Annotated in this window: 22 protein-coding genes; 15 read left to right on the top strand and 7 right to left on the bottom strand. The window is 74.4% G+C overall.

The window, feature by feature from the left end; genetic code table 11:
- The coding region (locus CNO22_RS27690) for a hypothetical protein (RefSeq protein WP_157936932.1) at positions 1-348 on the bottom strand (348 nt) is incomplete at its 3' end.
- A complete protein-coding gene (locus CNO22_RS13040; RefSeq protein ID WP_100499782.1) occupies positions 348-1,211 on the bottom strand; it encodes an amidohydrolase family protein in 864 nt (287 codons plus the stop codon). The genes CNO22_RS13040 and CNO22_RS27690, both read right to left, overlap by 1 nt.
- A gap of 289 nt (positions 1,212-1,500) precedes the next feature.
- Here CNO22_RS13040 and CNO22_RS28345 point away from each other — a divergent pair, with 289 nt between their 5' ends.
- Positions 1,501-2,058: a DUF6158 family protein gene (locus CNO22_RS28345; protein ID WP_198588301.1), complete on the top strand. Its 558-nt coding sequence runs from the start codon at positions 1,501-1,503 to the stop codon at positions 2,056-2,058.
- A 27-nt stretch (positions 2,059-2,085) separates the two neighbouring features.
- On the opposite strand, the gene CNO22_RS13050 is transcribed toward CNO22_RS28345, so the two are convergent.
- Entirely contained in the window at positions 2,086-2,940 is an 855-nt protein-coding gene (locus CNO22_RS13050) for a PaaX family transcriptional regulator (protein ID WP_232807001.1), read from the bottom strand.
- Between the two features lie 183 nt (positions 2,941-3,123).
- Between CNO22_RS13050 and CNO22_RS13055 the strand changes: the two genes are divergently transcribed.
- From CNO22_RS13055 to CNO22_RS13085, 7 genes are all read left to right on the top strand, one after another.
- Entirely contained in the window at positions 3,124-4,344 is a 1,221-nt protein-coding gene (locus tag CNO22_RS13055) for an ABC transporter substrate-binding protein (protein WP_100499784.1), read from the top strand.
- A gap of 62 nt (positions 4,345-4,406) precedes the next feature.
- Entirely contained in the window at positions 4,407-5,291 is an 885-nt protein-coding gene (locus CNO22_RS13060) for a branched-chain amino acid ABC transporter permease (protein WP_100499785.1), read from the top strand.
- Positions 5,288-6,370: a branched-chain amino acid ABC transporter permease gene (locus CNO22_RS13065; RefSeq protein WP_100499786.1), complete on the top strand. Its 1,083-nt coding sequence runs from the start codon at positions 5,288-5,290 to the stop codon at positions 6,368-6,370. Before CNO22_RS13060 ends, CNO22_RS13065 begins: the two co-directional genes overlap by 4 nt.
- On the top strand, positions 6,367-7,158 hold the full coding sequence (locus CNO22_RS13070; RefSeq protein ID WP_100499787.1) for an ABC transporter ATP-binding protein: 792 nt from the start codon (positions 6,367-6,369) through the stop codon (positions 7,156-7,158). Before CNO22_RS13065 ends, CNO22_RS13070 begins: the two co-directional genes overlap by 4 nt.
- The gene (locus CNO22_RS13075; RefSeq protein WP_100499788.1) at positions 7,159-7,860 is read left to right on the top strand and encodes an ABC transporter ATP-binding protein; all 702 of its coding nucleotides are present in this window, start codon (positions 7,159-7,161) and stop codon (positions 7,858-7,860) included. It begins immediately after the preceding gene.
- A gap of 7 nt (positions 7,861-7,867) precedes the next feature.
- The gene (locus CNO22_RS13080; protein WP_100499789.1) at positions 7,868-8,788 is read left to right on the top strand and encodes a DMT family transporter; all 921 of its coding nucleotides are present in this window, start codon (positions 7,868-7,870) and stop codon (positions 8,786-8,788) included.
- Positions 8,789-8,913: 125 nt separating this feature from the next.
- The gene (locus CNO22_RS13085; RefSeq protein ID WP_100499790.1) at positions 8,914-9,648 is read left to right on the top strand and encodes an alpha/beta fold hydrolase; all 735 of its coding nucleotides are present in this window, start codon (positions 8,914-8,916) and stop codon (positions 9,646-9,648) included.
- Between the two features lie 49 nt (positions 9,649-9,697).
- On the opposite strand, the gene CNO22_RS27695 is transcribed toward CNO22_RS13085, so the two are convergent.
- Positions 9,698-10,351: a GNAT family N-acetyltransferase gene (locus tag CNO22_RS27695; RefSeq protein WP_157936933.1), complete on the bottom strand. Its 654-nt coding sequence runs from the start codon at positions 10,349-10,351 to the stop codon at positions 9,698-9,700.
- 165 nt (positions 10,352-10,516) lie between these two features.
- On the opposite strand from CNO22_RS27695, the gene boxC reads away from it, so the two are divergent.
- From boxC to CNO22_RS13120, 6 genes are all read left to right on the top strand, one after another.
- Positions 10,517-12,244, top strand: coding sequence for a 2,3-epoxybenzoyl-CoA dihydrolase (gene boxC, locus CNO22_RS13095; protein WP_198588302.1), 1,728 nt, complete (start codon positions 10,517-10,519; stop codon positions 12,242-12,244).
- A gap of 2 nt (positions 12,245-12,246) precedes the next feature.
- Positions 12,247-13,728: a benzoyl-CoA 2,3-epoxidase subunit BoxB gene (gene boxB / locus CNO22_RS13100; protein WP_232807002.1), complete on the top strand. Its 1,482-nt coding sequence runs from the start codon at positions 12,247-12,249 to the stop codon at positions 13,726-13,728.
- 145 nt (positions 13,729-13,873) lie between these two features.
- On the top strand, positions 13,874-15,559 hold the full coding sequence (locus CNO22_RS13105) for a benzoate-CoA ligase family protein (protein ID WP_232807003.1): 1,686 nt from the start codon (positions 13,874-13,876) through the stop codon (positions 15,557-15,559).
- Positions 15,556-16,623 carry an NAD(P)/FAD-dependent oxidoreductase gene (locus CNO22_RS13110; RefSeq protein ID WP_100499792.1) on the top strand — a complete coding sequence of 356 codons (1,068 nt, stop codon included), beginning with the start codon at positions 15,556-15,558 and terminating at the stop codon, positions 16,621-16,623. The genes CNO22_RS13105 and CNO22_RS13110 overlap by 4 nt, the downstream gene beginning before the upstream one ends.
- Before the next feature lie 32 nt (positions 16,624-16,655).
- Positions 16,656-16,988, top strand: coding sequence for a ferredoxin (gene fdxA / locus CNO22_RS13115; RefSeq protein WP_100499793.1), 333 nt, complete (start codon positions 16,656-16,658; stop codon positions 16,986-16,988).
- Positions 16,985-17,503, top strand: a complete 519-nt coding sequence (locus tag CNO22_RS13120; protein ID WP_100499794.1) for a gamma carbonic anhydrase family protein — start codon at positions 16,985-16,987, stop codon at positions 17,501-17,503. The genes fdxA and CNO22_RS13120 overlap by 4 nt, the downstream gene beginning before the upstream one ends.
- A gap of 1 nt (position 17,504) precedes the next feature.
- Here the strand turns inward: CNO22_RS13120 and CNO22_RS13125 are convergent, their stop codons facing one another.
- The 3 genes from CNO22_RS13125 to CNO22_RS13135 form a co-directional block, all read right to left on the bottom strand.
- The gene (locus CNO22_RS13125) at positions 17,505-18,221 is read right to left on the bottom strand and encodes an SDR family NAD(P)-dependent oxidoreductase (RefSeq protein WP_157936934.1); all 717 of its coding nucleotides are present in this window, start codon (positions 18,219-18,221) and stop codon (positions 17,505-17,507) included.
- A 183-nt stretch (positions 18,222-18,404) separates the two neighbouring features.
- Positions 18,405-20,210, bottom strand: coding sequence for a feruloyl-CoA synthase (locus CNO22_RS13130; RefSeq protein ID WP_100499805.1), 1,806 nt, complete (start codon positions 20,208-20,210; stop codon positions 18,405-18,407).
- A gap of 106 nt (positions 20,211-20,316) precedes the next feature.
- Complete coding sequence (locus tag CNO22_RS13135) at positions 20,317-21,501, bottom strand: thiolase family protein (RefSeq protein ID WP_100499796.1); 1,185 nt, start codon at positions 21,499-21,501, stop codon at positions 20,317-20,319.
- A gap of 92 nt (positions 21,502-21,593) precedes the next feature.
- Between CNO22_RS13135 and CNO22_RS13140 the strand changes: the two genes are divergently transcribed.
- Positions 21,594-22,199, top strand: a complete 606-nt coding sequence (locus tag CNO22_RS13140) for a helix-turn-helix domain-containing protein (RefSeq protein ID WP_100499797.1) — start codon at positions 21,594-21,596, stop codon at positions 22,197-22,199.
- The last annotated feature ends 28 nt before the right edge of the window (positions 22,200-22,227 follow it).

Raw genomic sequence — 22,227 nt, forward strand, 5'->3', positions numbered from 1 at the left:
TAGTTTTTGTACTCGCACGGGAAGGCACGGACTGAACCAGACAGGAGTGGTCGGCAGGCTCAGGTGTGTATAAGGACCAGCCCCGCCGCCGGGCGCGACGAGCAGCGCCACCGCCCTCCCCGGGACCTCGTGCAGCCAGCAGTGACAGGCGACCGTGGCGCCGTCCAGGACCCGCCACCACCGACCCGGCAGCCGACGGCCGGGCACCCGCAGTGTCGCGGGGAAGAGGTCGTCCGGGACGCCGGTGAGCAGCCGGGCCCGGTCACCGTCCCACCGCGGGTCCTCGTCCTCGACCCAGCCCCGGGAGTAGGACGACGCCGGCGCGGGACGGGCCGTGTGCCGTGCCATCAGACCGCGGGGTCGAGCCCGGCGTAGACCCGCAGGGCGTTGCCGCCGAGGACCAGGGGGACGACGTCCTCGGGGAGGCCGAGCGAGGCCACCGCACGGGCGTTGGCCGCCTGGCCCGGGACGCCCGGCCAGTCGGTGCCGTAGATCCACCGGCGCGCCAGCCTGCCCAGGTCGAAGCGGGCGTAGTACTCCGGCAGCCGCTTCGGTGGCAGGCCGGACAGCTCGATCCAGACGTTGGGCCGCGACACGGCGAGGAAGGCCGCGGCGTCGTACCACCAGCCGCGCCCGCCGTGCGCGAGGACGACCTGGAGGTCGGGGAAGTCGCGGAGGACGGCGTCGAGCAGCTGGGGGTCGGCGTAGGCGTTCGTCGAGCCGGGGAAGCTGCTGGTGCCGCAGTGCACGACCAGGGGGACGCCGCGCTCGGCGAGCACCGCGTAGGCCGGGTACATCGCGGCGTCGTCGGGTCGGAAGCCCCCGTGGACCGGGTGGATCTTCAGTGCGGCCGCCCCCAGGTCCAGTTGCCGCTCGAGCTCCCGGGCGATCGGGAAGTGCAGGTGGGGGTTGACGTTGGCGACCGGCCGGAAGCGGCGCGGGTTGTGCTCCACCAGCGGGAGGAGGTCGTCGAAGAGCTGGTAGCCGGTGGCCTTGGGGCTGTACTCGCAGAAGAGCAGGGCGACGTCGACCCCCTCCTCGGCGAAGAGCCGGTCGAGCGCCGCCGGTGCGGGGGTGCCGTCGGCCGACCAGACCTCCTCGAGGACGCCGGGTCGGCCGAACCGGCGGGCCCAGTCCACCCACGCGGGGGCCAGCGAGGACAGCTGCGGGACGTGCACGTGCGCGTCCACGAGTACGTGTCCGTCCAGCATGAGCGCAGATCCTCTCTGATCCGGGCGGCGGATCGGCCGTCGACCCCGGGGGCACACGTCCGCCCGAGCTCCTCGCCACCGCCGGCCCGCCCGTGCACCGGCACCGCCGCCTCCTCCCGGGCTCGACGCGACACGGCGCGCGGGGGAACTCCGGAGATGCTCTACAGGCCTACGCAGATCGTCAAGCTGTCTGTAGCCTTTCGGGCGGCCCGGGGAGCCCGGGGACGGCCCGGGGCAGCCGGGAGCGTGCGACCGGATCCACAGTGCGGGTGCGAGCGGAGGGGCAGACATGACCGAACGACCGGGGGTCCCGGCCCGAGAGCTCTCCGACGAGGAGCTCGAGCGCCAGGGCGTGCACGCCCACGCCATGCGGCACTGGGTGTTCCTGCACGGCACCGCGGAGCAGTTCCGCACGCACACCGAGCGGATGCTCGAACTGGAGCAGGAGTACCTGCGGCGGCACCCGCAGCGGACCTGGCAGGGGTCGGGGGGTGGAGCTGCCACGCCCTCCCGCGACGACCGCATCCGCGATCTCGTGCAGACCTTCTCCCGGGCCGTCACCGCCCTGCTCGACGAGACGCCGGACCCCGCGGCCGCCGCCGGGAACGGTCAGCGCCGTGACCCCGAGGAGGCGCAGGCGGCCCTGCTCCGCCGCTTCGCCGAGGCGCCCGGCGGGCGGCTGCACAAGCTGGAGGCCCACCAGATCGCCCGACAGCTGGCGCCCGACAGCCACCTGGTCGCCCAGCTCTACCGCCAGGACCCGCCGCTGCTGCTGGCCGAGCGCGACACCCGCGTGCTCACCGACGCCGGCCGCGCCTGGCTGGAGGCCCACTCCGCCAGCGCGTGACCGCGCGGCGGACACGGGCCGGCGACCTCAGCGGTCGCGCGCCAGCTCGGCCCACGCCGCCTGCGCCCGCGGCGCCCACAGGGCGTGGCGCTCGCGGAAGACCTCCGCCGCCCGGTTGCCGCTCCACCGCCTGGGCAGCAGCTCCCGCGGCAGCCCCGGGTCGAGCAGCGGGAAGCGCCGCCACTCCTGGACCAGCCGGACCTGGGCGACCAGCGCCTGCCGATCGGTCCGCGGGCGCCGCCGGGCGACCAGGTCGAGGAAGTCCTCGTACCCCCGCTCGATGACGTCGAGGTCCCAGGCGCTGCTGGTGAGGGACCGCTCGTCCCCCACCAGCCCGGCCTCGGCGACGAAGGACCAGCTGCCCTCGACCAGGCCGAGCTCCTCGAGGACCCGCCGGGCCTCGTGTTCCCGGTCGACCCGGGGGGTCACCCACGTCGTCCCGTTGACCGAGCCGAGCCCCGCCCAGCCGAGCTGGGTGCGCAGCCGCTGGCGCAGCGGACGGGCGTTCTCCGGGATGCCCACGGTGAGCACCAGCCACCGGCCGTCCCACACGCGGTCGTCCGCGGCGAAGCCGTAGATGCGCTCGGTGCCCTCCCGCAGCAGGCGGGTGCCGGCCTCGGTGAGCTCCCAGCGGGTCTCGCGCCCGACCCGGCTGCCGGCGATCCAGCCGCTGTCGGCGGTGCGCATGATGGCCTGCCGGGCCGCCTTCTCGGCCACGTCGAGGTCGGCGAGCAGGTCGATGAGGGCCGCGGTCCAGACGGGGCGACCACTGGGCAGCACGAACTCGCCCAGCACGGTCAGCAGCAGGCTCCGGGCACTGGCCGCCCCGAGCTCCTGTCGTCGCGTCACGAACGGGCCCTCGACGACCTCCACGCTCCTCATGGTGGCACCCCCTCGCCGGGACCCCGTGGCGCCGGGCCAGCGACCCCTCCGAGGAGGTCACGATCCCGTGACGGAGAACGGCACCGTCCGATGTGAGGGTTGACACACCGGAACGTGGTGCTACAAGCTCTCGCTTCGAAGGACGTGCGATGTAGCACGTTCCGGAGCCCCGCGGAGCGCCCCATGCCACAGCAACGGTCCCGACGTCCCCTGTCCGCCGGCCTCGGCGCCGGCCTGCTCGCCCTCACCCTGGCCGCCTGCGGCGGCGGCAGCCTCGGGGGCGAGGAGGAGGACGGTGGCTCCGCCGGCGGCGAGGGCGGGGGGACCGTCCAGGTGGGCCTGGTCGTCCCGCAGGCGGGCGTCTACACGCCCCTGGGCACCGACATGCGGAACGGCTGGGACCTCTGGCTGGAGCAGAACGGCGGCGAGATGGCCGGCTACACCGTGGAGACGGTGACCGCCGACGAGGGCGAGGGGCCCGACACCGGGGTCCCGGCCGTCCAGCGTCTCCTCACCGAGGGACAGGTCGACGCGATGGTGGGCATCGTGAACTCGGCGACCGCTCTCGGCGTCGCCGAGCAGGTCACCGAGGCCCAGATCCCGCTGATCGTGGCCAACGCCGGCGCCGGGCCGATCACCGGTGAGGCGTCGAGCCCCTACGTCTGGCGGACCTCGTTCACCAACGCCCAGGTGGCGGCGGCGATGGGCGAGCACCTGGCCGCCGAGGGCATCGGCCCCGTCTACGTCATGGCCCCGGACTACGCCGCGGGCCAGGAGGTCGTGGCCGGGTTCACCCAGGCCTTCGAGGAGGGCGGCGGGACGATCGCCGGCCAGGCGCTCACCCCGTTCGGCACCACGCAGGACTTCCAGCCCTTCCTCTCCGGCATCCAGTCCTCGGGCGCGGCGGCCACCTTCGCGTTCTACGCCGGTGGCGAGGCGGTGAGCTTCGTCCAGCAGTACGCCGACTTCGGGCTCAAGGACAGCATCCCGCTCTACGGCTCCGGCTTCCTCACCGAGGGTTCCGTCCTCGACGCCCAGGGCCCGGCCGCCGTCGGCGTCCGGACGTCGCTGCACTACTCGACCGAGCTGGACAACGAGGACAACGCCGCGTTCGTCCAGGCGTACCAGGACGCCTACGGCACGCTCCCGACCGTCTACTCGGTGCAGGCCTACGACGCGGCCAACGTGCTCGCCCGGGCGCTCGAGGAGGCCGGCGGGACCGGCGGCGACGCGATCACCCAGGCGCTCGACGGCCTGGGCACGATCGACGACAGCCCGCGCGGTCCGTGGTCGTTCAACGGACAGACCCCCGAGCAGAGCATCTACCTGCGCGAGGTGGCCGACGAGAACGGGACGCTGGTCAACTCCGTCGTCTCCGACCTCGGGGTCTTCCCGCAACCCTGACCACCCCCGAGGGCCGGGCCGCGACGGACCGTCGCGGCCCGGCTCCGCGGAGAGGAGCCCCCATGGCCGGCTGGTTCGACGCGAACCTCGTCAGCATCCTCAACGGCTTCGCCATCGGCGCGCTGCTGTTCATCCTCGCTGTCGGGCTCTCGATCGTCTTCGGGATGATGGACGTGCTCAACCTGGCCCACGGCGCGTTCTTCCTCGTCGGCTCCTACCTCGCCGCCAGCTTCGTCGCCGGTGGGTCCTGGACCGGCTTCCTCACCGCCCTGGGCCTGGCCGCCGTCATCGGGCTGCTGGCCGGCGGGGTGCTGTCCGGGCTGACCGAGCCGCTGGCCCGCCGGCCCATCCTCGACCAGGCGCTCCTGACGCTCGGCATCTCGCTGATCGTCGCCGAGGTGCTGTCGATCGTGTACGGCAACGACGTGCGGTCCGTCCCGCCGCCGCCCGGCCTCGACGGCAGCACCGACGTCGCCGGCAACGCCTACCCGACCTACCGGCTGCTGCTCATCGGCCTCGGCCTGCTGCTGGCCCTCGTGGTGTGGCTGGTCGTCGAGCGCACGTCCGTCGGCGCGCTCGTCCGGGCCAGCGTCGCCGACCGGGAGATGGTCTCGGCGATGGGCATCGACAACCGCAAGGTCAAGGTCGCCGTCCTGGGCATCGGGTCCCTGCTGGCCACCGTCGCCGGGGTCCTCGCCGCGCCGGTGTACGGCGCCCGGCCCGGCCTCGACGAGACGATCCTCCTGCTCGCGCTGGTCGTCGTGGTCATCGGCGGCCTCGGCTCGATCCGCGGCGCGCTCATCGGCGCGCTGGTCATCGGCCAGGTGGAGTCGCTCGGGCGCGCCCTGCTGCCCGACCTCGCCTCCTTCATCCTGTTCGGCACCCTCGCCCTGGTGCTCATCGTCCGACCCCGTGGACTGTTCGCCGGGAAGGTGGCCCACGCATGAGCGAGCTGGCCGGTCAGCGCAGCAGCCCGGGAGCCCCGGCCCCGCGGACCGGCGAGGCGACCGGCGGGGTCGCGCCGCCGTCGTCCGGCGCCACGGCCCCCGCCCCGTCCGGCCGGCGGGACCGGGGACGCCGACGCCTGGTCACCGCGGTCCTCGCCGTCGCCCTCCTCGCCGCGCTCGCCGCCGTCCCGCTCTTCGTCGATCCGTTCGGCACCAACACGATCTCGCGCATCCTCGTCTTCGCCCTGTTCGCGACGAGCCTGGACCTGCTGGTCGGGATCACCGGGCTGCCGTCGCTGGGCCACGCCGCCTACTTCGGGATCGGCGCCTACGCAGCGGGCCTGGTCGCCCTCCACTGGACCAGCGAGGGCGTGGTGGCCGTCCTCGTGGCGGCGGCCGCCGGGGCGACCGCCGCCGTGGCCACCGGCTGGCTCGCCGTCCGCAGCGGCGGCGTCTTCTTCCTCATGCTGACCCTCGCGATCGGGGAGCTGGTGCACCAGCTGGCCCAGTCGCTGAGTTCGGTCACCGGCGGCTCCAACGGCCTGTTCGGCATCCCCTCGGTGCGGGTGGCCGGCACGCCGCTGACCCTGCCCGGCTACGTGTACTGGTTCGTCCTGGTCGTCGCGCTGCTCGGCGCCGCCGGCCTGTGGCTGGTCGCCTCCTCGCCGTTCGGCGCGGTGCTGCGGGGCATCCGGGACAACGAGCCGCGGATGCGGTCGCTGGGCTACTCCCCGTTCCGCTACAAGTACGCCGCCTTCGCCATCGCCGGCGCCTTCGCCGGCCTGGCCGGCGGGCTGTTCGCGCTCGTGGTCCGGATCGTCAACCCCGCCGACGCCGGCTTCACCACCAGCGCGCTGTTCCTGCTCGCCGTCGTCCTCGGCGGCGCCGGCACCCTGTGGGGGCCGGCGCTGGGCGCGGCCGTCGTCGTCCTGGTCCGCGACACCTTCGGCCCCACGCTCGACGGGCACGGCCCCCTGCTGCTGGGGCTGGTCTTCGTCGTCGCGGTCTACGTGCTGCCCCGGGGAGTGGCCGGTCTCGGCGGGCTCCTCCGCGGCCGGAACCGGGAGGTCCCGTCATGAGCGCACCCCTGCTGTCCCTGTCCGGGGTGAGCCGCGCCTACGGCGCCCTCAAGGCCGTCGACGACGTCACCCTCGACGTCCCGGCCGGTGCCCGGCACGCGCTCATCGGCCCCAACGGCGCCGGCAAGAGCACGCTGTTCAAGCTGGTCACCGGGTCGGTCCCGGTCACCGCGGGCACGGTGGGCCTGGACGGGCACGACGTCACCCGGCTGCCCGAGCACCAGCGCGCCCGGCGTGGGATCAGCCAGACGCTGCAGCACTCCAGCCTGTTCCTCAGCCAGACGGTGGAGCAGAACGTGCTGCTGGCGGCGCAGCGGCGACACGGGACGCGCCGCTCGCTGGTGCCGCGTCGGCAGACCGCGGCGCGCGACCGCGTCCGCGCACTCCTGGACGACGTGGGCCTCGCCGCGCGCGCGGGCACCTCCGTCGCCGCCCTCTCCCACGGCGAGCGGCGACAGCTCGAGGTGGCGGTGGCGCTGGCCTGCGAGCCGACGCTGCTGCTGCTCGACGAGCCGGCGGCCGGCATGTCCCCGGCCGAGAGCGCACGGCTGGTCGGCCTGCTGCGGTCCCTGCCGGAGTCGGTCACCGTGGTGATCGTCGAGCACGACCTGGACGTCGTCTTCGCCCTCGCGACCTCGGTGACCGTGCTGCACCTGGGCCGGGTGCTGCTCACCGGCACCCCCGACGAGGTCCGCGCCAGCACGGCCGTACAGGAGGCCTACCTCGGCACCGGCCGCGAGTCGCTGTTCCTGGACCACCCCGGTCCGGCGCACCTGGAGGTGAGCTGAGTGCTCGAGGTCCGCGGACTGCGGTCCGGCTACAAGCGCAGCACCGTCCTGCAGGGCGTCGACCTCGACGTCGGCGGCGGGCGGGTGCTGGGGCTGCTCGGCCGCAACGGCGTCGGCAAGACGACGCTCATCCACACGCTCATGGGGCTGGTGTCCCCGTCCGCGGGCACGGTGCGCGTCGACGGCGTGGAGGTCGCCGGTCGCCGTCCCGACGTCGTGGCGCGCGCAGGCGTCGGCCTGGTGCCGCAGGGACGCCGGGTCTGGGCACCGCTGACCGTCACCGAGCACCTGGACCTCGCCGCCCGCCGGGGTCGCGGTCGCGGCCCGTGGGACGTCCCCCGGGTGCTGGAGCTCCTCCCCCGCCTCGGTGAGCGGCGCCGGCATGCTGCCGGGCAGCTCTCCGGCGGCGAGCAGCAGATGCTGGCCATCGCCCGCGCCCTGCTGACCAACCCGCGACTGGTGCTGATGGACGAGCCCTCGGACGGGCTGGCGCCGGCGGTGGTCGACCTGATCGGCGAGGCCATCGCCGGGATGAAGGCCGAGGGCGTCACCCTCGTCGTCGTCGAGCAGGACCTGCACCTGGCGTTCGCGGTGGCCGACGAGATCGCCGTCATGGACAAGGGGCAGGTCGTGCACCGCTCCCCCACCCTGGAGTTCCGCCGCGACAGCTCGGTCGCCCACGCCCTCCTCGGCGTGGCCTGACGGCGCGGTGACCGCGCCCGGCCGCTCGGTCGTCCAGCGGATCGGCGTCCCCGCGCTGTTCGTGCTCCTCTGGAGCACCGGGTTCATCGGCGCCAAGTACGGCCTGCCGTACGCCGAGCCGCTCACCTTCCTCGGCGTCCGCCTCGCGGCCGCCGCCGGGCTGCTCGCCCTGGCGGCCCTGGCGCTGCGCGGCACGGGCATGCCGCGACCGGCCTCCTACGGCCACGCGGCGGTGGCCGGGGTGCTGCTGCACGCCGGCTATCTGGGCGGCGTCTTCGTCGCGATCTCCCTCGGCACCCCCGCCGGGGTCGCCGCGGTCGTGGTGAGCCTGCAGCCGGTGCTCACCGCCCTGCTGGCCCGGCGGGTGCTGGGCGAGCGGGCGGTCCTGCGCCAGTGGCTGGGCTCGGCGATCGGGGTCGCCGGCGTGGTGATGGTCGTCGGACCCGGGATCGCGACGGCCACCGGCGCCGACCGCCCGCTGTCGGTGCCCGGCCTGCTCGCCTGCCTGGTGGCGCTCGCCTCGGGCACGGCCGGCACGGTGTACCAGAAGCGGCACGGGGACGACACGCCGCTGGTCTGGGGGACGGCGGTCCAGTACGCGGCAGCGGCCGCGCTGCTGCTCGTCGGCGCTGCCGGGACCGAGGACATGGTGATCCGCTGGACCGGCGACTTCGTCCTCGCCCTGGTCTGGCTGGTGCTCGTCCTCTCCCTCGGCGCGGTGCTGCTGCTGTTCCTCCTGCTGCGCCGCGGAACGGCGTCGGGCGTCTCCGGCCTGCTCTACCTGGTGCCCCCGGCGGTGGCCGTGGAGGCGTTCCTGCTCTTCGGCGAGACCCTGCCGCGGCTGTCGCTGGCCGGGATCGGCGTGACCGCGCTCGGGGTGGCCCTCGTGGTGCTCCCGCCCCGACAGCCGGCTCGCCCGCGCGTCTGACCGGTGCGGGCCGGCCTCGACCGGCCGGGCCCGTCACCTCCGCAGGTGCCGCACGCAGCGGCTCGGCACACTCACCGACCTGCCCGTCCACCCGGACGCCGCAGTGGTGGAGACAGGAGATGCCGATGTCCGAGACGTTCGTCCTACAGCACGGCGCGTGGCACGGGGGGTGGGCCTGGCAACCGGTCGCCGCCCGGCTGCGCGCCGCGGGGCACCGGGTGAGCGCCCCGACCAGCCCCGGCCTCGGAGTGGACGACGACCCCCGCGGCGTGCGGCTCGCCGACTGCGTCGACGCCCTGGTCGCCGCAGTGGAGCAGCTCGACGCGGGGGCCGTGACACTGGTCGGGCACAGCTGGGGCGGCTACGTCGTGGCCGGGGCCGCGCCCCGGCTGGCCGGGCGGCTGGCGCGCATCGTGTTCCTGAGCGCCTTCGTCCCGGCGGCGGGCCGGTCCCTGCGCGACGAGGTCCCACCGGACTACCAGTCGCTGTTCGACTCGCTGGCGCGCGGCTCCGGTGACGACACCGTACTGCTGCCGCTCGAGGTCTTCCAGCACGGCTTCATGCAGGACGCCGACCCGGCGACGGCGGCCGTCGTCCACTCCCTGCTGCGACCGCAGCCCTACGGCACCTTCACCGACCCACCGGTCGACGGCGAGGCCTACCGGGACCTCGGCGTCCCGCTGGACTACGTCCTCTTCGAGGAGGACACGGCGCTGCCGCCCGGCGAGTTCGGCTGGGCGCCCCGCTTCCCGCAGCGCATCGGCGGGACGGCGGTCGGAGTGGCGGGCAGCCACGAGGCGCTGTTCACCCGGCCGGCCGAGACGGCCGAGCAGCTCCTGCGCACCGTGGCGGGCGGCTGAGCCACCCGCGGGCCGCGCCGCCGCCCGGCGGCGCGGTCCGCGGACCGGCTCAGTACCGGTGGCTGTCCACGTCGACGTAGCCGCCGCTCTCCTCGTGGCCCGGCCCCATCGGCTCGGCGTCCCCGGCGCTCGCCGCGGTCCCGCGCGGACGCGCGGCGGCCCGGTCCCGCTCGGCCTCGTAGCGGGCCCGGCGGTCCGCGTCCGGCGGCTGCGCGCGCCCGACGCCGGGCCGGCCGTCCTGGCGCTGGCCGACGTCCCGCCGCCGGTCGCCCACCTGCTTGCGCAGCCGGCCGTCGTCGGTGGCCGTGAACCCGTGCCGCCGGAACCACGCGGTGACCGCATCACGCTCGGGGTGCGTGTCGCGGACCACGTTGAGCACGTAGTTCAGGCCCCGCGCGGCCGCCTCCTCCTCGAGGCGCGCCAGCGCGAAGGACCCCACGCCGCGGCCGCGGGCACCCCCGTCCACCGCGAGCAGGATCTCCGCGTCGCCCCAGACGTCGTCGAGCCAGCCGTAGCCGACGACGCGGCCGTCCTGCTCGACCCGCCACCAGTCGCTGGACAGCCGCTCGCCGGGGCGGCGGGAGGCCGTGGGGAACACGCCGTCGGGGACGGTGGCGAACAGCCGCTCCCGGTCGGCGTCCCACCGCGCGTCGTGCTCGTGGACCCAGCCCCACCGGTCCGTGTGCGTCTCCGTGCCGGTCATGGCCGACCCCGTCCGTCCTGGGCACCGCGAGGACCGCAGCACCAGCGTGGTGACGTGCACCACATGTCTACAGCCGACCCGCTTCTTGCGCAAGGTCGTGTAGCACGTCAGGATGGGCGCGGACGTGAGCGAGGCCACACCGCGCGCCGACCCCCAGGAGGAACCGTGACCACCCTCGAAGACCGCTCGGCGACGACGGAGGGCCCGGCCCCCGTCGCCGAGCCGGCCGCGACGACCGAGGTCTCCTTCGACACCTCGCCCGAGGCCTACCGCCACTGGACGCTGAGCGTGGACGGCGAGGTCGCCCGGCTGGTGCTCGACGTCGCCGAGGACGGCGGGATCGTCCCCGGCTACGAGCTGAAGATGAACAGCTACGACCTCGGCGTCGACATCGAGCTGCACGACGCGGTCCAGCGGATCCGGTTCGAGCACCCCGAGGTCCGGGCCGTCGTCGTCACCAGCGCCAAGGAGCGCATGTTCTGCGCCGGCGCGAACATCAAGATGCTCGCCGCCTCGCCGCACAGCTGGAAGGTGAACTTCTGCAAGTTCACCAACGAGACGCGCAACGGCATCGAGGACGCCACCGCGCACTCCGGGCTGCCGTTCATCGCCGCGGTCAACGGCACCGCCGCCGGGGGTGGCTACGAGCTGGCCCTGGCCTGCGACCAGATCGTCCTGGTCGACGACAACTCCTCGGCGGTCTCGCTGCCGGAGGTCCCGCTGCTCGGCGTCCTCCCGGGCACCGGCGGCCTGACCCGCGTGGTCGACAAGCGCGGCGTCCGCCGGGACCTCGCCGACATCTTCTCCACGACCGCCGAGGGCATCCGCGGCGAGCGCGCCGTCCAGTGGCGACTGGTCGACGCCACCGTCAAGGCCCGCGACTTCGACGCCGAGGTCGCCCGCCGGGCCGCAGAGGCGGCCGCCGGGTCGAGCCGGCCGGGTGCCGGCGCCACCGGCGTCGCGCTGACCCCGCTGCGCCGGGAGGTGGACGGCGACACCACCCGCTACGAGCACGTCCGCGTGGTCCTCGACCGCGACTCCGGCACCGCGACGATCACGGTGTCCGGCCCCACCGAGGTCCCCGCCGACGTCGACGCGCTGCAGGCCGAGGGGGACGCCGCCTGGCTGCTGGCGGCCACCCGCGAGCTCGACGACGCCATCCTGCGGCTGCGCACCAACGAGCTGGACGTCGGCACCTGGCTGCTGCGCACCGAGGGCGACGTGGCCACGGCGGCGGCCTACGACGAGTTCCTCCTGGCCCACCGCGAGCACTGGCTGGTCAACGAGACCATCGGCTTCTACCGGCGGACCGTGAAGCGGCTCGACACCACCAGCCGCAGCCTCTTCGCGCTGATCGAGCCCGGCTCCTGCTTCGTCGGGGCCCTGGCCGAGATCGCCTTCGCCGCCGACCGGCAGTACATGCTCGAGGGCCAGTTCGAGGACGACGAGGACCCGAAGCCGCCGGCGGTGATCCGGCTGGACGCGTTCAACACCGGCCTGCTGCCGATGGGCAACGACCTCACCCGGCTGCAGGTGCGCTTCCTCGGCAGCGCCGACGAGCTGGCCGCCGCCGAGGCCGCCGTCGGCCGCGACCTGCTGGCCGCCGACGCCGCCGAGCTGGGGCTGGTGACCGGCACCCCGGACGACATCGACTGGGAGGACGAGATCCGGCTGGTCATCGAGGAGCGCGCCAGCTTCTCCCCCGACGCGCTCACCGGCATGGAGGCCAACCTCCGCTTCGCCGGCAGGGAGACCCCGGAGACGAAGGTCTTCGGCCGTCTCACCGCCTGGCAGAACTGGATCTTCCAGCGGCCCAACGCCGCTGGCCCCGAAGGAGCACTCCGCCGCTACGGCACCGGCAAGCGCGCCGACTACGACAGGAAGCGGGTCTGACCATGACCACCACCGAGTCCACTCCCACCACCGGCACGGTCACCGGCGAGGCCCCGACCCCGACCGGCCCGCTGTCGAAGATCGACTACGGCGAGCGCATCCCGAACAACGTCAACCTCGCCGGCGACCGCAAGCTGCAGCGGGCACTGGAGGCGTGGCAGCCGAAGTTCCTCGACTGGTGGAAGAACCTCGGCCCGTCGATCCCGACCCACGACGTCTACCTGCGCACGGCGATCGCCGTCGGCCGCGACGGCTGGGCGCACTTCGACCGGGTGCCCATGGAGGAGTACCGCTGGGGGATCTTCCTGGCCGAGCGCGACCCCGACCGCAAGGTCAACTTCGGCGACAAGAAGGGCGAGCCGGCCTGGCAGGAGGTCCCCGGCGAGCACCGTTCCGACCTGCGCCGGCTCATCGTCGTGCAGGGCGACACCGAGCCCGCGTCGGTCGAGCAGCAGCGGCACCTCGGCATGACGGCGCCGTCGCTGTACGACATGCGCAACCTGTTCCAGGTCAACGTCGAGGAGGGCCGCCACCTCTGGGCGATGGTCTACCTGCTGCAGGCCTACTTCGGGAAGGACGGCCGCGAGGAGGCCGAGGAGCTGCTCAAGCGCAACTCCGGCGACTTCGACTCCCCGCGCATCCTCGGCGCCTTCAACGAGGAGACGACCGACTGGCTGTCGTTCTTCATGTTCACGTACTTCACCGACCGGGACGGCAAGTACCAGCTCGGCACGCTCAAGGAGAGCGGCTTCGACCCGCTGGCGCGCACCTGCGAGTTCATGCTCAAAGAGGAGGCGCACCACATGTTCGTCGGGACGACCGGCGTGCAGCGCACCGTCCAGCGGACCGCGGAGTTGATGAAGCAGCACGGCACCGACGACATCTGGGAGTACGGCGGCATCCCGCTGTCGGTCATCCAGAAGTACCTGAACTTCCAGTACTCGGTGTCGATGGACCTGTTCGGCTCGGAGACGTCGTCGAACGTGGCGGCCTACTACACCGCCGGGCTCAAGGGCCGCTGGATGGAGACCCGCCGCAAGGACGACCACCAGCTGCACGGCCTCACGATGGAGGTCCCGATCGTCGAGAACGGGCAGCTGACCACCCGGACCGTCCCGATGCTCAACGCGCTCAACCTCGACCTGCGCAACGAGTACGCCGCCGACTGCGAGAACGGCGTCAAGCGGTGGAACCAGGAGCTGGAGGACGCCGGGCTGGACCAGCGGCTGTTCCTGCCGCACCAGGGCTTCAACCGCAAGGTGGGCTCCTTCGCCGGGCACCACATCACCCCCACCGGCGAGATCGTCGACGAGGCGACCTGGGAGAGGTCGGTCGGCGAGTTCCTCCCGACCCCGGAGGACCGGGCCCGCGTGGCCGAGCTGATGGTGCCGCACTACGAGCCCGGCGAGTTCGCCGGCTGGATCGCCCCGCCGTCGGTCGGGATCAACTCGCTGCCGGTCGAGTACGACTACGTGCGCTTCTGAGCCCGGTCCCCGCACCGCGCTCCCGCGGTCGCGGCCGGTCCCCCATCCCGGGGGCCGGCCGCAGCCGCGCTCCGCCTCCCTCGCAGCACCCCACTCCGGCGGGCCACCGCCGGCAGAGCCCGCCGGCACAGAAGGGACGAGCACCGTGGCCACCCTCGACACCGCCCCCGCAGTTCCCCGTACCGCCCCCGTGGTCCCCGCCTCGCCGACCGGCGAGCTGTTCAACGCGGCCGAGTGGCTGGTCACCCGCCACGCCCGCCGGACGCCGGACCGGCGGGCCATCACCGCCGTCGACCTCGACGGCAGCGTGCAGACCCTCAGCTACGCCGAGCTCGACGAGGCGGTCCGCCGCTTCGCCGCGGCGCTCGTGGCCTCCGGGGTGCGGCCCGAGGAGCGCCTGCTGCTGTGCATGGGCGACACCCCGGAGCTGCTCACGGCCTTCCTGGCCGGCCTGCGCGTGGGCGCCGTGCCCGTGCCCGTGAGCACGATGCTCACGCCGAAGGACATCGCGGTGCTCGCCACCGACAGCAGGGCCCGCCTGGTCGTCCTCAGCGCCGAGTTCGCCGAGCTGGGCACCGCCGCGAGCGGCTGCCGCGACCTGACCGACGTCGTCGTCCTCACTGACGGGGACCTCCCCGAGGTCGCCGGTGCCAACGTCCGCACCTGGGACTCCTTCGTGGCGGCCGGCGCCGACTTCGCCGAGCAGGTCGCCGAGCCCTACCCGACCGTCGCCGACTCCCCCGCGTTCTGGCTGTACACCTCCGGCACCACCGGGACGCCCAAGGGCGCGATGCACCGGCACGGGTCGCTGCGCGACACCGCGGAGACCTACGCCCGGGACGTGCTGGCCATCGGGCCGGACGACGTCACCTTCTCGGTGGCCAAGTTCTTCTTCGCCTACGGGCTGGGCAACACGCTGACCTTCCCCTTCTCCGTGGGCGCGAGCGTGGTGCTCGACCGCGCCCGCCCGAGCCCCGCGAGCACGCTGCGGGTCCTGCGGGAGCACCGGCCGACGCTGTTCTTCGCCGGCCCCACGTACTACGCGGCCCTGCTCAGCGCCGGGCTCCCCGCGGACGCCTTCGCGGGCGTGCGCGCCTGCGTGTCGGCGGGCGAGGCCTTCCCCGCGGCCCTGTTCGAGCGCTTCACCGGCACCTTCGGGGTCGAGATGCTCGACGGCATCGGCTCCACCGAGATGCTGCACATCTTCATCAGCGGCCGTCCCGGGCGGACCCGCGCCGGGTCGACCGGCGAGATCGTCGCCGGGTACGAGGCGAGGATCCTCGACGACGACGGCAACCCCGTGCCGGACGGCACGCCGGGCCACCTGTGGGTCCGGGGCGGCTCCGCGGCGACCGGCTACTGGTCGCGCACCGAGGTCACCCGCCGGGTGTTCCAGGGCGAGTGGGTGCGCACCGGTGACACCTACGTCCGCAGCGCGGACGGCTACTACTCCTCGCTCGGGCGCACCGACGACATCATCAAGGCAGGCGGCATCTGGGTGTCGCCCACGGAGGTCGAGGAACGACTCCGCGCCCACGCGGAGGTCAACCAGGTGGTCGTCGTCTCCGTGCCCGACGACACGGGGCTGGACAAGCCGGTCGCCTGCGTGGTCCTGGTCCCCGGCTCGGCCGCGACCCCGGACGACCTCGTCGCCTTCTGCCGCGAGGGGCTGGCCGCGTTCAAGCGCCCCCGCCACATCCTCGTCTTCGACGAGCTGCCCACCACCGCCACCGGCAAGCTCCAGCGGTTCCGCATCCGGGAGCTGGCCATCGAACGGCTCGGCGGCGCCGCCAAGCCCGACCTGACACCGATCACCGGGAGCCCCGCATGACCGCCACCCACGTCGCGACGCCGGAGAGCCCCCCGGCCACGGGGCGCGAGGTGGACGTCGACCTGCTCGTGGTGGGAGCCGGCCCGGCGGGCCTCTACGCCGCCTACTACGCCGGCTTCCGCGGCCTCCGGACGGCCGTCGTCGACAGCCTCCCCGAGCCCGGCGGCCAGGTCATGGCGCTCTACCCGGAGAAGATGATCTACGACGTCGCCGGCTTCCCGGGGATCAAGGGCCGTGACCTGGTGGCCGGTCTCGTGCAGCAGGCGGCCCGGTTCGACCCGGTCTACGTCCTCGGCGAGCGCGCCGAGACGCTGACCGACACCGAGGGCCACCGCCCCCGCGCCGGCTCCCGGCTGGTCGTGACCACCGACCGGGGCACGCGGATCACCTGCGGCGCCATCGTCGTCACCGGCGGCATCGGCACCTTCACGCCCCGCCCGCTGCCGGGCGGCGCGGAGTGGGAGGGCCGCGGTCTGACCTACGTCGTCAAGGAGCTCGCCGCGCACGCCGGCCAGGACGTCGTCATCGTCGGCGGTGGCGACAGCGCGGTCGACTGGGCGCTGGCCCTGGAGGACATCGCCGCCTCGGTCACCCTGGTGCACCGGCGCAAGGCCTTCCGCGCCCACGCCGCGAGCGTCGCGGACATGGAGCGGGGACGGACGGTCGTCGTCACCGACGCGCAGGTGGACTCCCTCGAGGGTGCGGACGTGCTGCACACCGTGCACGTGCGGACCAAGGACGGCACGGTCGCCCCGCACAAGGCGCAGGCCGTCATCGCAGCGCTCGGCTTCACCGCCGACATCGGCCCGCTGGAGACCTGGGGGATCGACATCGTCGACCGCAAGATCCTCGTCGACACCGCGATGCGCACCTCGGTCCCCGGTGTGTACTCGGCCGGCGACATCACCGAGTACGCCGGCAAGGTGCGCCTGATCGCCGTCGGCTTCGGCGAGGCCGCGACGGCCGTGAACAACGCCGCCACCTACCTCGACCCCGACCAGCCGCTCTTCCCCGGGCACAGCAGCGACGACCCCGCCGGCATCGGCGCGGCGGCGCACGCCTGAACCGACCCCCACGCCAGCCAGGAGGATCCCCCGTGCCCTACGTCATCGGCGCCGAGTGCATCGACACCACGGACATGTCCTGCGTCGAGGAGTGCCCGGTCGACTGCATCTACGAGGGGGACCGCAAGCTCTACATCAACCCCAAGGAGTGCATCGACTGCGGCGCCTGCGAGCCGGTCTGCCCGGTGGAGGCCATCGCGCAGGACCGCCGGATGAGCGACGAGAACGAGCCGCACATCGCCGACAACCGCCGGTTCTTCGTGGAGCTCCTGCCGGGCCGCGACGCGCCGCTGGGCAGCCCGGGTGGCGCCTCCAGGGTCGGCCGGATCGGCGTGGACACCGAGCTGGTCGCCGAGCACTCGTGACCGTCTGGGCCCTCGACGGTGTCGCACCGGTGGTCCACCCGACCGCCTGGGTGCACCCCGACGCCACCGTGATCGGCCGGGTCTGGATCGGCCCGGAGGCCAGCATCTGGCCCCGGGCGGTCCTGCGCGGTGACTACGGCGACATCCGGGTGGGGTCACGGACGTCGATCCAGGACGGCACGGTGCTGCACACCACCGAGACCCACCCGACGGTGATCGGGGACGACTGCGTGGTCGGCCACCTCGCCCACCTGGAGGGCTGCACGGTGGGCGACCGCTGCCTGATCGGCTCGAACTCCGTCGTGCTCACCCGCGTCGTCGTCGGGGACGGTTCCCTGGTGGGCGCCGGGGCCCTCGTCCCGGAGGACACCGTCGTACCGCCGGACTCCCGCGCACTCGGCATCCCCGCGCGGGTGCGCGAGGGCGCGGGCATCGACGGCTTCGTCGAGGAGGCGGTGGCGCTCTACGTCGCCAACGCCGAGCGCTACCGCCGCGGGCTCACCCGCGTCGACTGACTCACCGGAGGCCGCCGGTGGCCTCGACGACGGTCCCGGTGACCCAGCGCGCCGCGGGCCCGAGGAGGAAGGCCACCACGTCGGCGACGTCCTCGGCCCGGCCCAGCCGCCGCAGCGCCGGCGCCTTCGCCATGGCCTCGATCGCCGCCTCGCCGGTGGTGGCGCGCAGCTGCGGGGTGTCGGTCGCCCCCGGACGGACGGCGTTCACGCGGATGCCCTGCCGGCCGAGCTCCTTGGCCGCGACCCGCACGGCGCCCTCGGCGGCGGCCTTGGCCATCACGTAGGAGGTCTGGCGCGCCGGGGCGAGCTCCGCCGCCACGGACGAGAGGACGACGACCGACGAGCCCTCGGGCAGCCGCCGGCCGGCCTCCTGCAGCACCAGCGCCACCGAGCGGGCGCCCCGCGCCCAGGCGTCGTCGAGCTCCTCGACGGTGAGGTCGGCCAGCCGCGTGTAGGTCCACGCGCCCGCGCAGTGCACCACCCCCCGCAGGTCCGGTCCAGCGGCCTCGAAGGCCGCGGTGACGTCGTCCGGCCGCCGGACGTCGCACCGGACCGTGCGCACGTCCCCCGCGGAGCCCGCGACGAGATCGGCGGCTCGCTCCGCGCCGGTGTGGTGCGTGAGGACCACGGGGACGCCGTCGGCCGCGAGCCGCTCCACGACCGCGCGACCGATGCCGCTGCTCCCGCCGATGACCAGAACCGTTCCAGGACTCGTCACGGGCGTCACTCTACGGTTCCACGCACATCGGGATGTGTGCTGTAGCGCGTGGAGGACGGTATTCCTCTCCGCCTCGGCGCGGGCGCCCGCAGCCGGGACGCGGTGGACCCGCTTCCGACGACCGTCCCCCGGCCGACCGTGGACCGGTGACGGGCGCGCCCCTCGCCCCGTCCCGCCGTGGGCTCAGCCCTCCCGGACGACCACGCGCGGCGGCAACGGCTCGCTCGAGAGCAGCGCCACCAGGTCGGCCCGTCGGTCCCGGACGGCGGCCTGGTGGACGTAGCCCTTGTCGGTGATCTCGCCGGCGTCGAGCCGCGCCGGCTCGGTGAGCACGAGCACCCGCTCGACGCACTGCGACGAGCCGCCGCCCTGCGCGGCCAGGCGCCGCAGGGTGGCGACGAGGTCGGCGCGCAACCCGTCGTCCGGGATCCCGCCGGCGTCGACGCGGCCGGCGTGATCGGGGTGCAGCCACACCATCGCGGTCACGCAGTCGCCGTCCTGGCCGCAGATCACCGCGTCGGTCAGCAGCCCCTCCGACGCCGACAGCAGCTTGGGCCGCAGTGTCCCGACGCTGACGAAGGTCCCCGTGGACAGCTTGAAGTCCTCGGCGATCCGGCCCCGGAAGAGCAGGCCCGCGGCGGGGTCGTCGGGGTCGGCGAACGCCACGGCGTCGCCGGTGCGGAAGAAGCCGTCCTCGTCGAAGGCGGCCGCGGTCAGGTCGGGGCGGCCGTGGTAGCCGGGAGTGACGTTCGGTCCCTTGACCCGGACCTCGGTCTTCTCCCCCACCGGCACCAGCGCGAGCTCGACGCCGGGCAGCGGGACGCCGAGGACGTCGCTGCGGGTGATCGGGAAGTGCGCCGAGGTCGCGGCCGGCGCGGTCTCGGTCAGCCCCCAGGACGTGGTCATGGTCATCGTGGCCCCGTGGTCGGCGGCGAGCTTCTCCAGGCGGTCCCACAGCTGCTGGGGCAGTGCCGCGGCCGCGAAGAAGCCCAGCCGGAGACGTCCCAGGAAGGCGCGCGCGGACGCCGGGTCGCGCTCCAGGAGGGGCAGCAGCGCGGCGTACCCGGCCGGCACGTTGAGGTAGACGGTGGGACGGGCGTCGGCGAGGTTCCGGACGGTCCGGCCGACCAGTCCCGGGGCGGGCCGCCCGTCGTCGATCCACAGCGTGCCGCCGTTGGCCAGCACCATGTTGACGTCGTGGTTGCCACCGAAGGTGTGGCTCCACGGCAGCCAGTCGAGCAGGACCGGCGGCTCCTCGGCCAGGAACGGCCACACCTGCCGCATCTGCTGCTGGTTGGCCATGAGCATCCCGTGCGTGTTGAGCACGCCCTTGGGACTGCCGGTGGACCCGGACGTGAACAGGATCTTGGCCACGTCCCCGCGCCGCAGCCGGGCGCACCGCCGGTCGACCTCGGCGGTGGGCTCGGCGCCGAACCCCGCCAGCGGGAGCGAGCCGGACAGGTCGCCGTCCCGGCTCAGCACCGGCCGCCCGTCGGCGACCGCCGCGACCGCCCGGGCGAAAGACGCGTCCTCGGCCACGACCAGGCCCGGGTCGACGAGCTCGGCCATGGCACGGAGCTTGGCGTGGTCGGTGCTCTGCAGCGAGTAGGCCACGCTCGTGGGCACCACCGGCGCCCCCACGGTCATCGCCGCCAGGGTGACGACCAGGTGCATCCGGCTGTTGCCCGACAGCACCATCACCGGGCGGTCGGCCAGGCCCCGGTCGAGCAGCCCCTGGGCGAGCCGGTCGGCCTGCGCCCGCGCCTCACCCCAGGTCAGGCGCGCCCACTCGCCGTCGGCACCCCGCTCGGCGACCAGCAACCGCTCCGGGTGCTCGTCGCCGTGCCGCCGGAACTCGTGGACGACGCTGACCGGGTGCTCGGCCAGGGGCTCGGCCGACCGCAGCAGCACGCGGCCGTCGGTCAGCCGGTCGGACTCGATCCTCGGCGCGGCGAAGGTCGCCGGGCTCCCGCGGTCGGGGTCGTGCATGTCCACCCTCCGGTGGTCGTGGTGGTCGGGAGGATGCGCCCGGCTGCCGCTCCGGCCGGCCGTCTCCTGGACTGGACGGCCGGGCCGGCGGGGAGCCGGACGGGGCTCAGTCGGTGACCTCGAGGACGAGCGCCGCGCCGGTGTCACCGGCCGCGCAGCCGGTGAACAGGCCCAGCCCGCCGCCGCGCAGGCGCAGGGTCTCGACGAGCTCGGCGATCGACCGCAGCCCGGTCGGGGCCTGGGGGTGGCCGAAGACCAGGCTGCAGCCGGAGACGTTCATGTCCTCGGCCTTGATGCCGGTCTCCCGGGCGAAGTACAGGTCGTTGACCGCGAACGGGTTGTGCGTGGTGATGGCCCGGACGTCGGCCAGCGACCGACCGGCCGCCGCGAGTGCCGCCCGCGCAGCGGGCACCGGGGCCTGCGGCATCCGGCTCTTGGCGACCCGGGCGAACCCGACGCCCAGGATCCGCACGACGCCCTCGCCGGAGATCTCGCGCGCCTCGGCCTCCGTGGTGACCACCGCACCGGCGCAGCCGTCGGCGGGGTGGGTCTGGGAGGCGTAGGTGTGCAGACCCTCCGGCGACGCCGGTGGCAGGCCCACGATGCCCTCGCGGGTCTTCGGTCGCACGCCCTCGTCGGCGTCGAGGACGAGCGAGCCCCTGCGCTGCGGGATCTCCACCGGCACCTGGTAGCGGCGCTGGAACGCCCGGTCGTCGGCGAGGGAGGCCGCGTACTGCTCCCAGCGCAGCGCGGTCAGGTCGTCGAGTTCCTCGCGGGTCGCTCCCATCTCCGCCGCCACGGCCTCGGCCGCGGCCAGCATCCCCGCACCCGCCCAGGGATCGCGCGCGAAGCTGTCGAGGACCCAGTGGGAGGTGACCGGCGCCCCACCCGGCGCGCTCGGCGCGGGCCAGGACAGGGTCGGCCCGTTGGAGATCCGGTCGGTGCCGACGACCAGCTGGGGTCCGGCGCCGGCGGCCACGGCGCCCGCGGCGGCGTGCAGGGCCGCGACCCCCGTGGCGCACGCCTGGCTGACCATCGGGCCGGTGAGCCCGGGGGCACCGATCCGGGCGGCGAGGGTGGGGCCGCCGTAGAAGACGTCCTGCTGCGGGACGGTCCAGCCGAGGACGACGCCGGCCAGCCGCTCCGGCGCGATCCCGCGGTCGGCGAGTGCGCGGGAGGTGACCGCGACGGCCAGGTCGAGGCTGGACACCTCCGCCAGCGACCCCTGCCAGCGCGCGAACGGCGAGGACCACGCCGACCCGAGCGGAATCGCTACATCCGAGTAGCGCATCGGCTGCCTCCTCGGAGCAGATGTGACCTACCCCATGAACCCACGGCACCGTGGTCAGGTCAAGGTGGACAGCCGTCCATCACAATGGACACATGGCGACGGCACGGGTGGTGGGCCGGAACGTCCGCCGGCTGCGGCTCGGCCGGCGGCTGAGCCTCGGCTCGCTGGCCGGCCGGGCCGGCCTGGCCAAGCAGACGCTGGCCAACCTGGAGTCCGGCGAGGGCAACCCGACGATCGAGACGCTGCTGGCCGTCAGCCGCGCCCTGGGCGTCGGTGCCGCCTCGCTGCTGACCGAGTGGGGCAGCCCCGTGGTCGTGCGCCGGGGCGCCGACGAGGCCTGGGAGGAGAGCACCGACGGCCGGCGCCGCAGGCTGGACGACACCTTCGGCACCGGCCAGGTCACCGCGTTCCTCGTCGAGCTGACCGGGCCCGCGACCGCCCGCGACGCCCTCGCGCCCGGGACCCTGCTGCACGCCTACGTCATCTCCGGCCGGCTGCTGGCCGGCACGGTCGACGACCAGCACCGGCTGGCTCCCGGGGACTTCATCCGCTTCCCCGGCGACGTCCCGCACGTCCTGGGCGCCACCTCGGGCGTCACGACGGTGCACCTGGTCACCACGGTCCCGCAGGTCCAGCAGTTCCGGGCGAGTTCTCCGGACCCCGCCGAGGACGCAGAGCGGGAGGACCCCGCGGGGTGAGGGCCGGGCGTGCGCACCGCCGCCGGGA

This window comes from Geodermatophilus chilensis (genome assembly GCF_002802985.1).
GTDB classification, from domain to species: Bacteria; Actinomycetota; Actinomycetes; order Mycobacteriales; family Geodermatophilaceae; genus Geodermatophilus; species Geodermatophilus chilensis.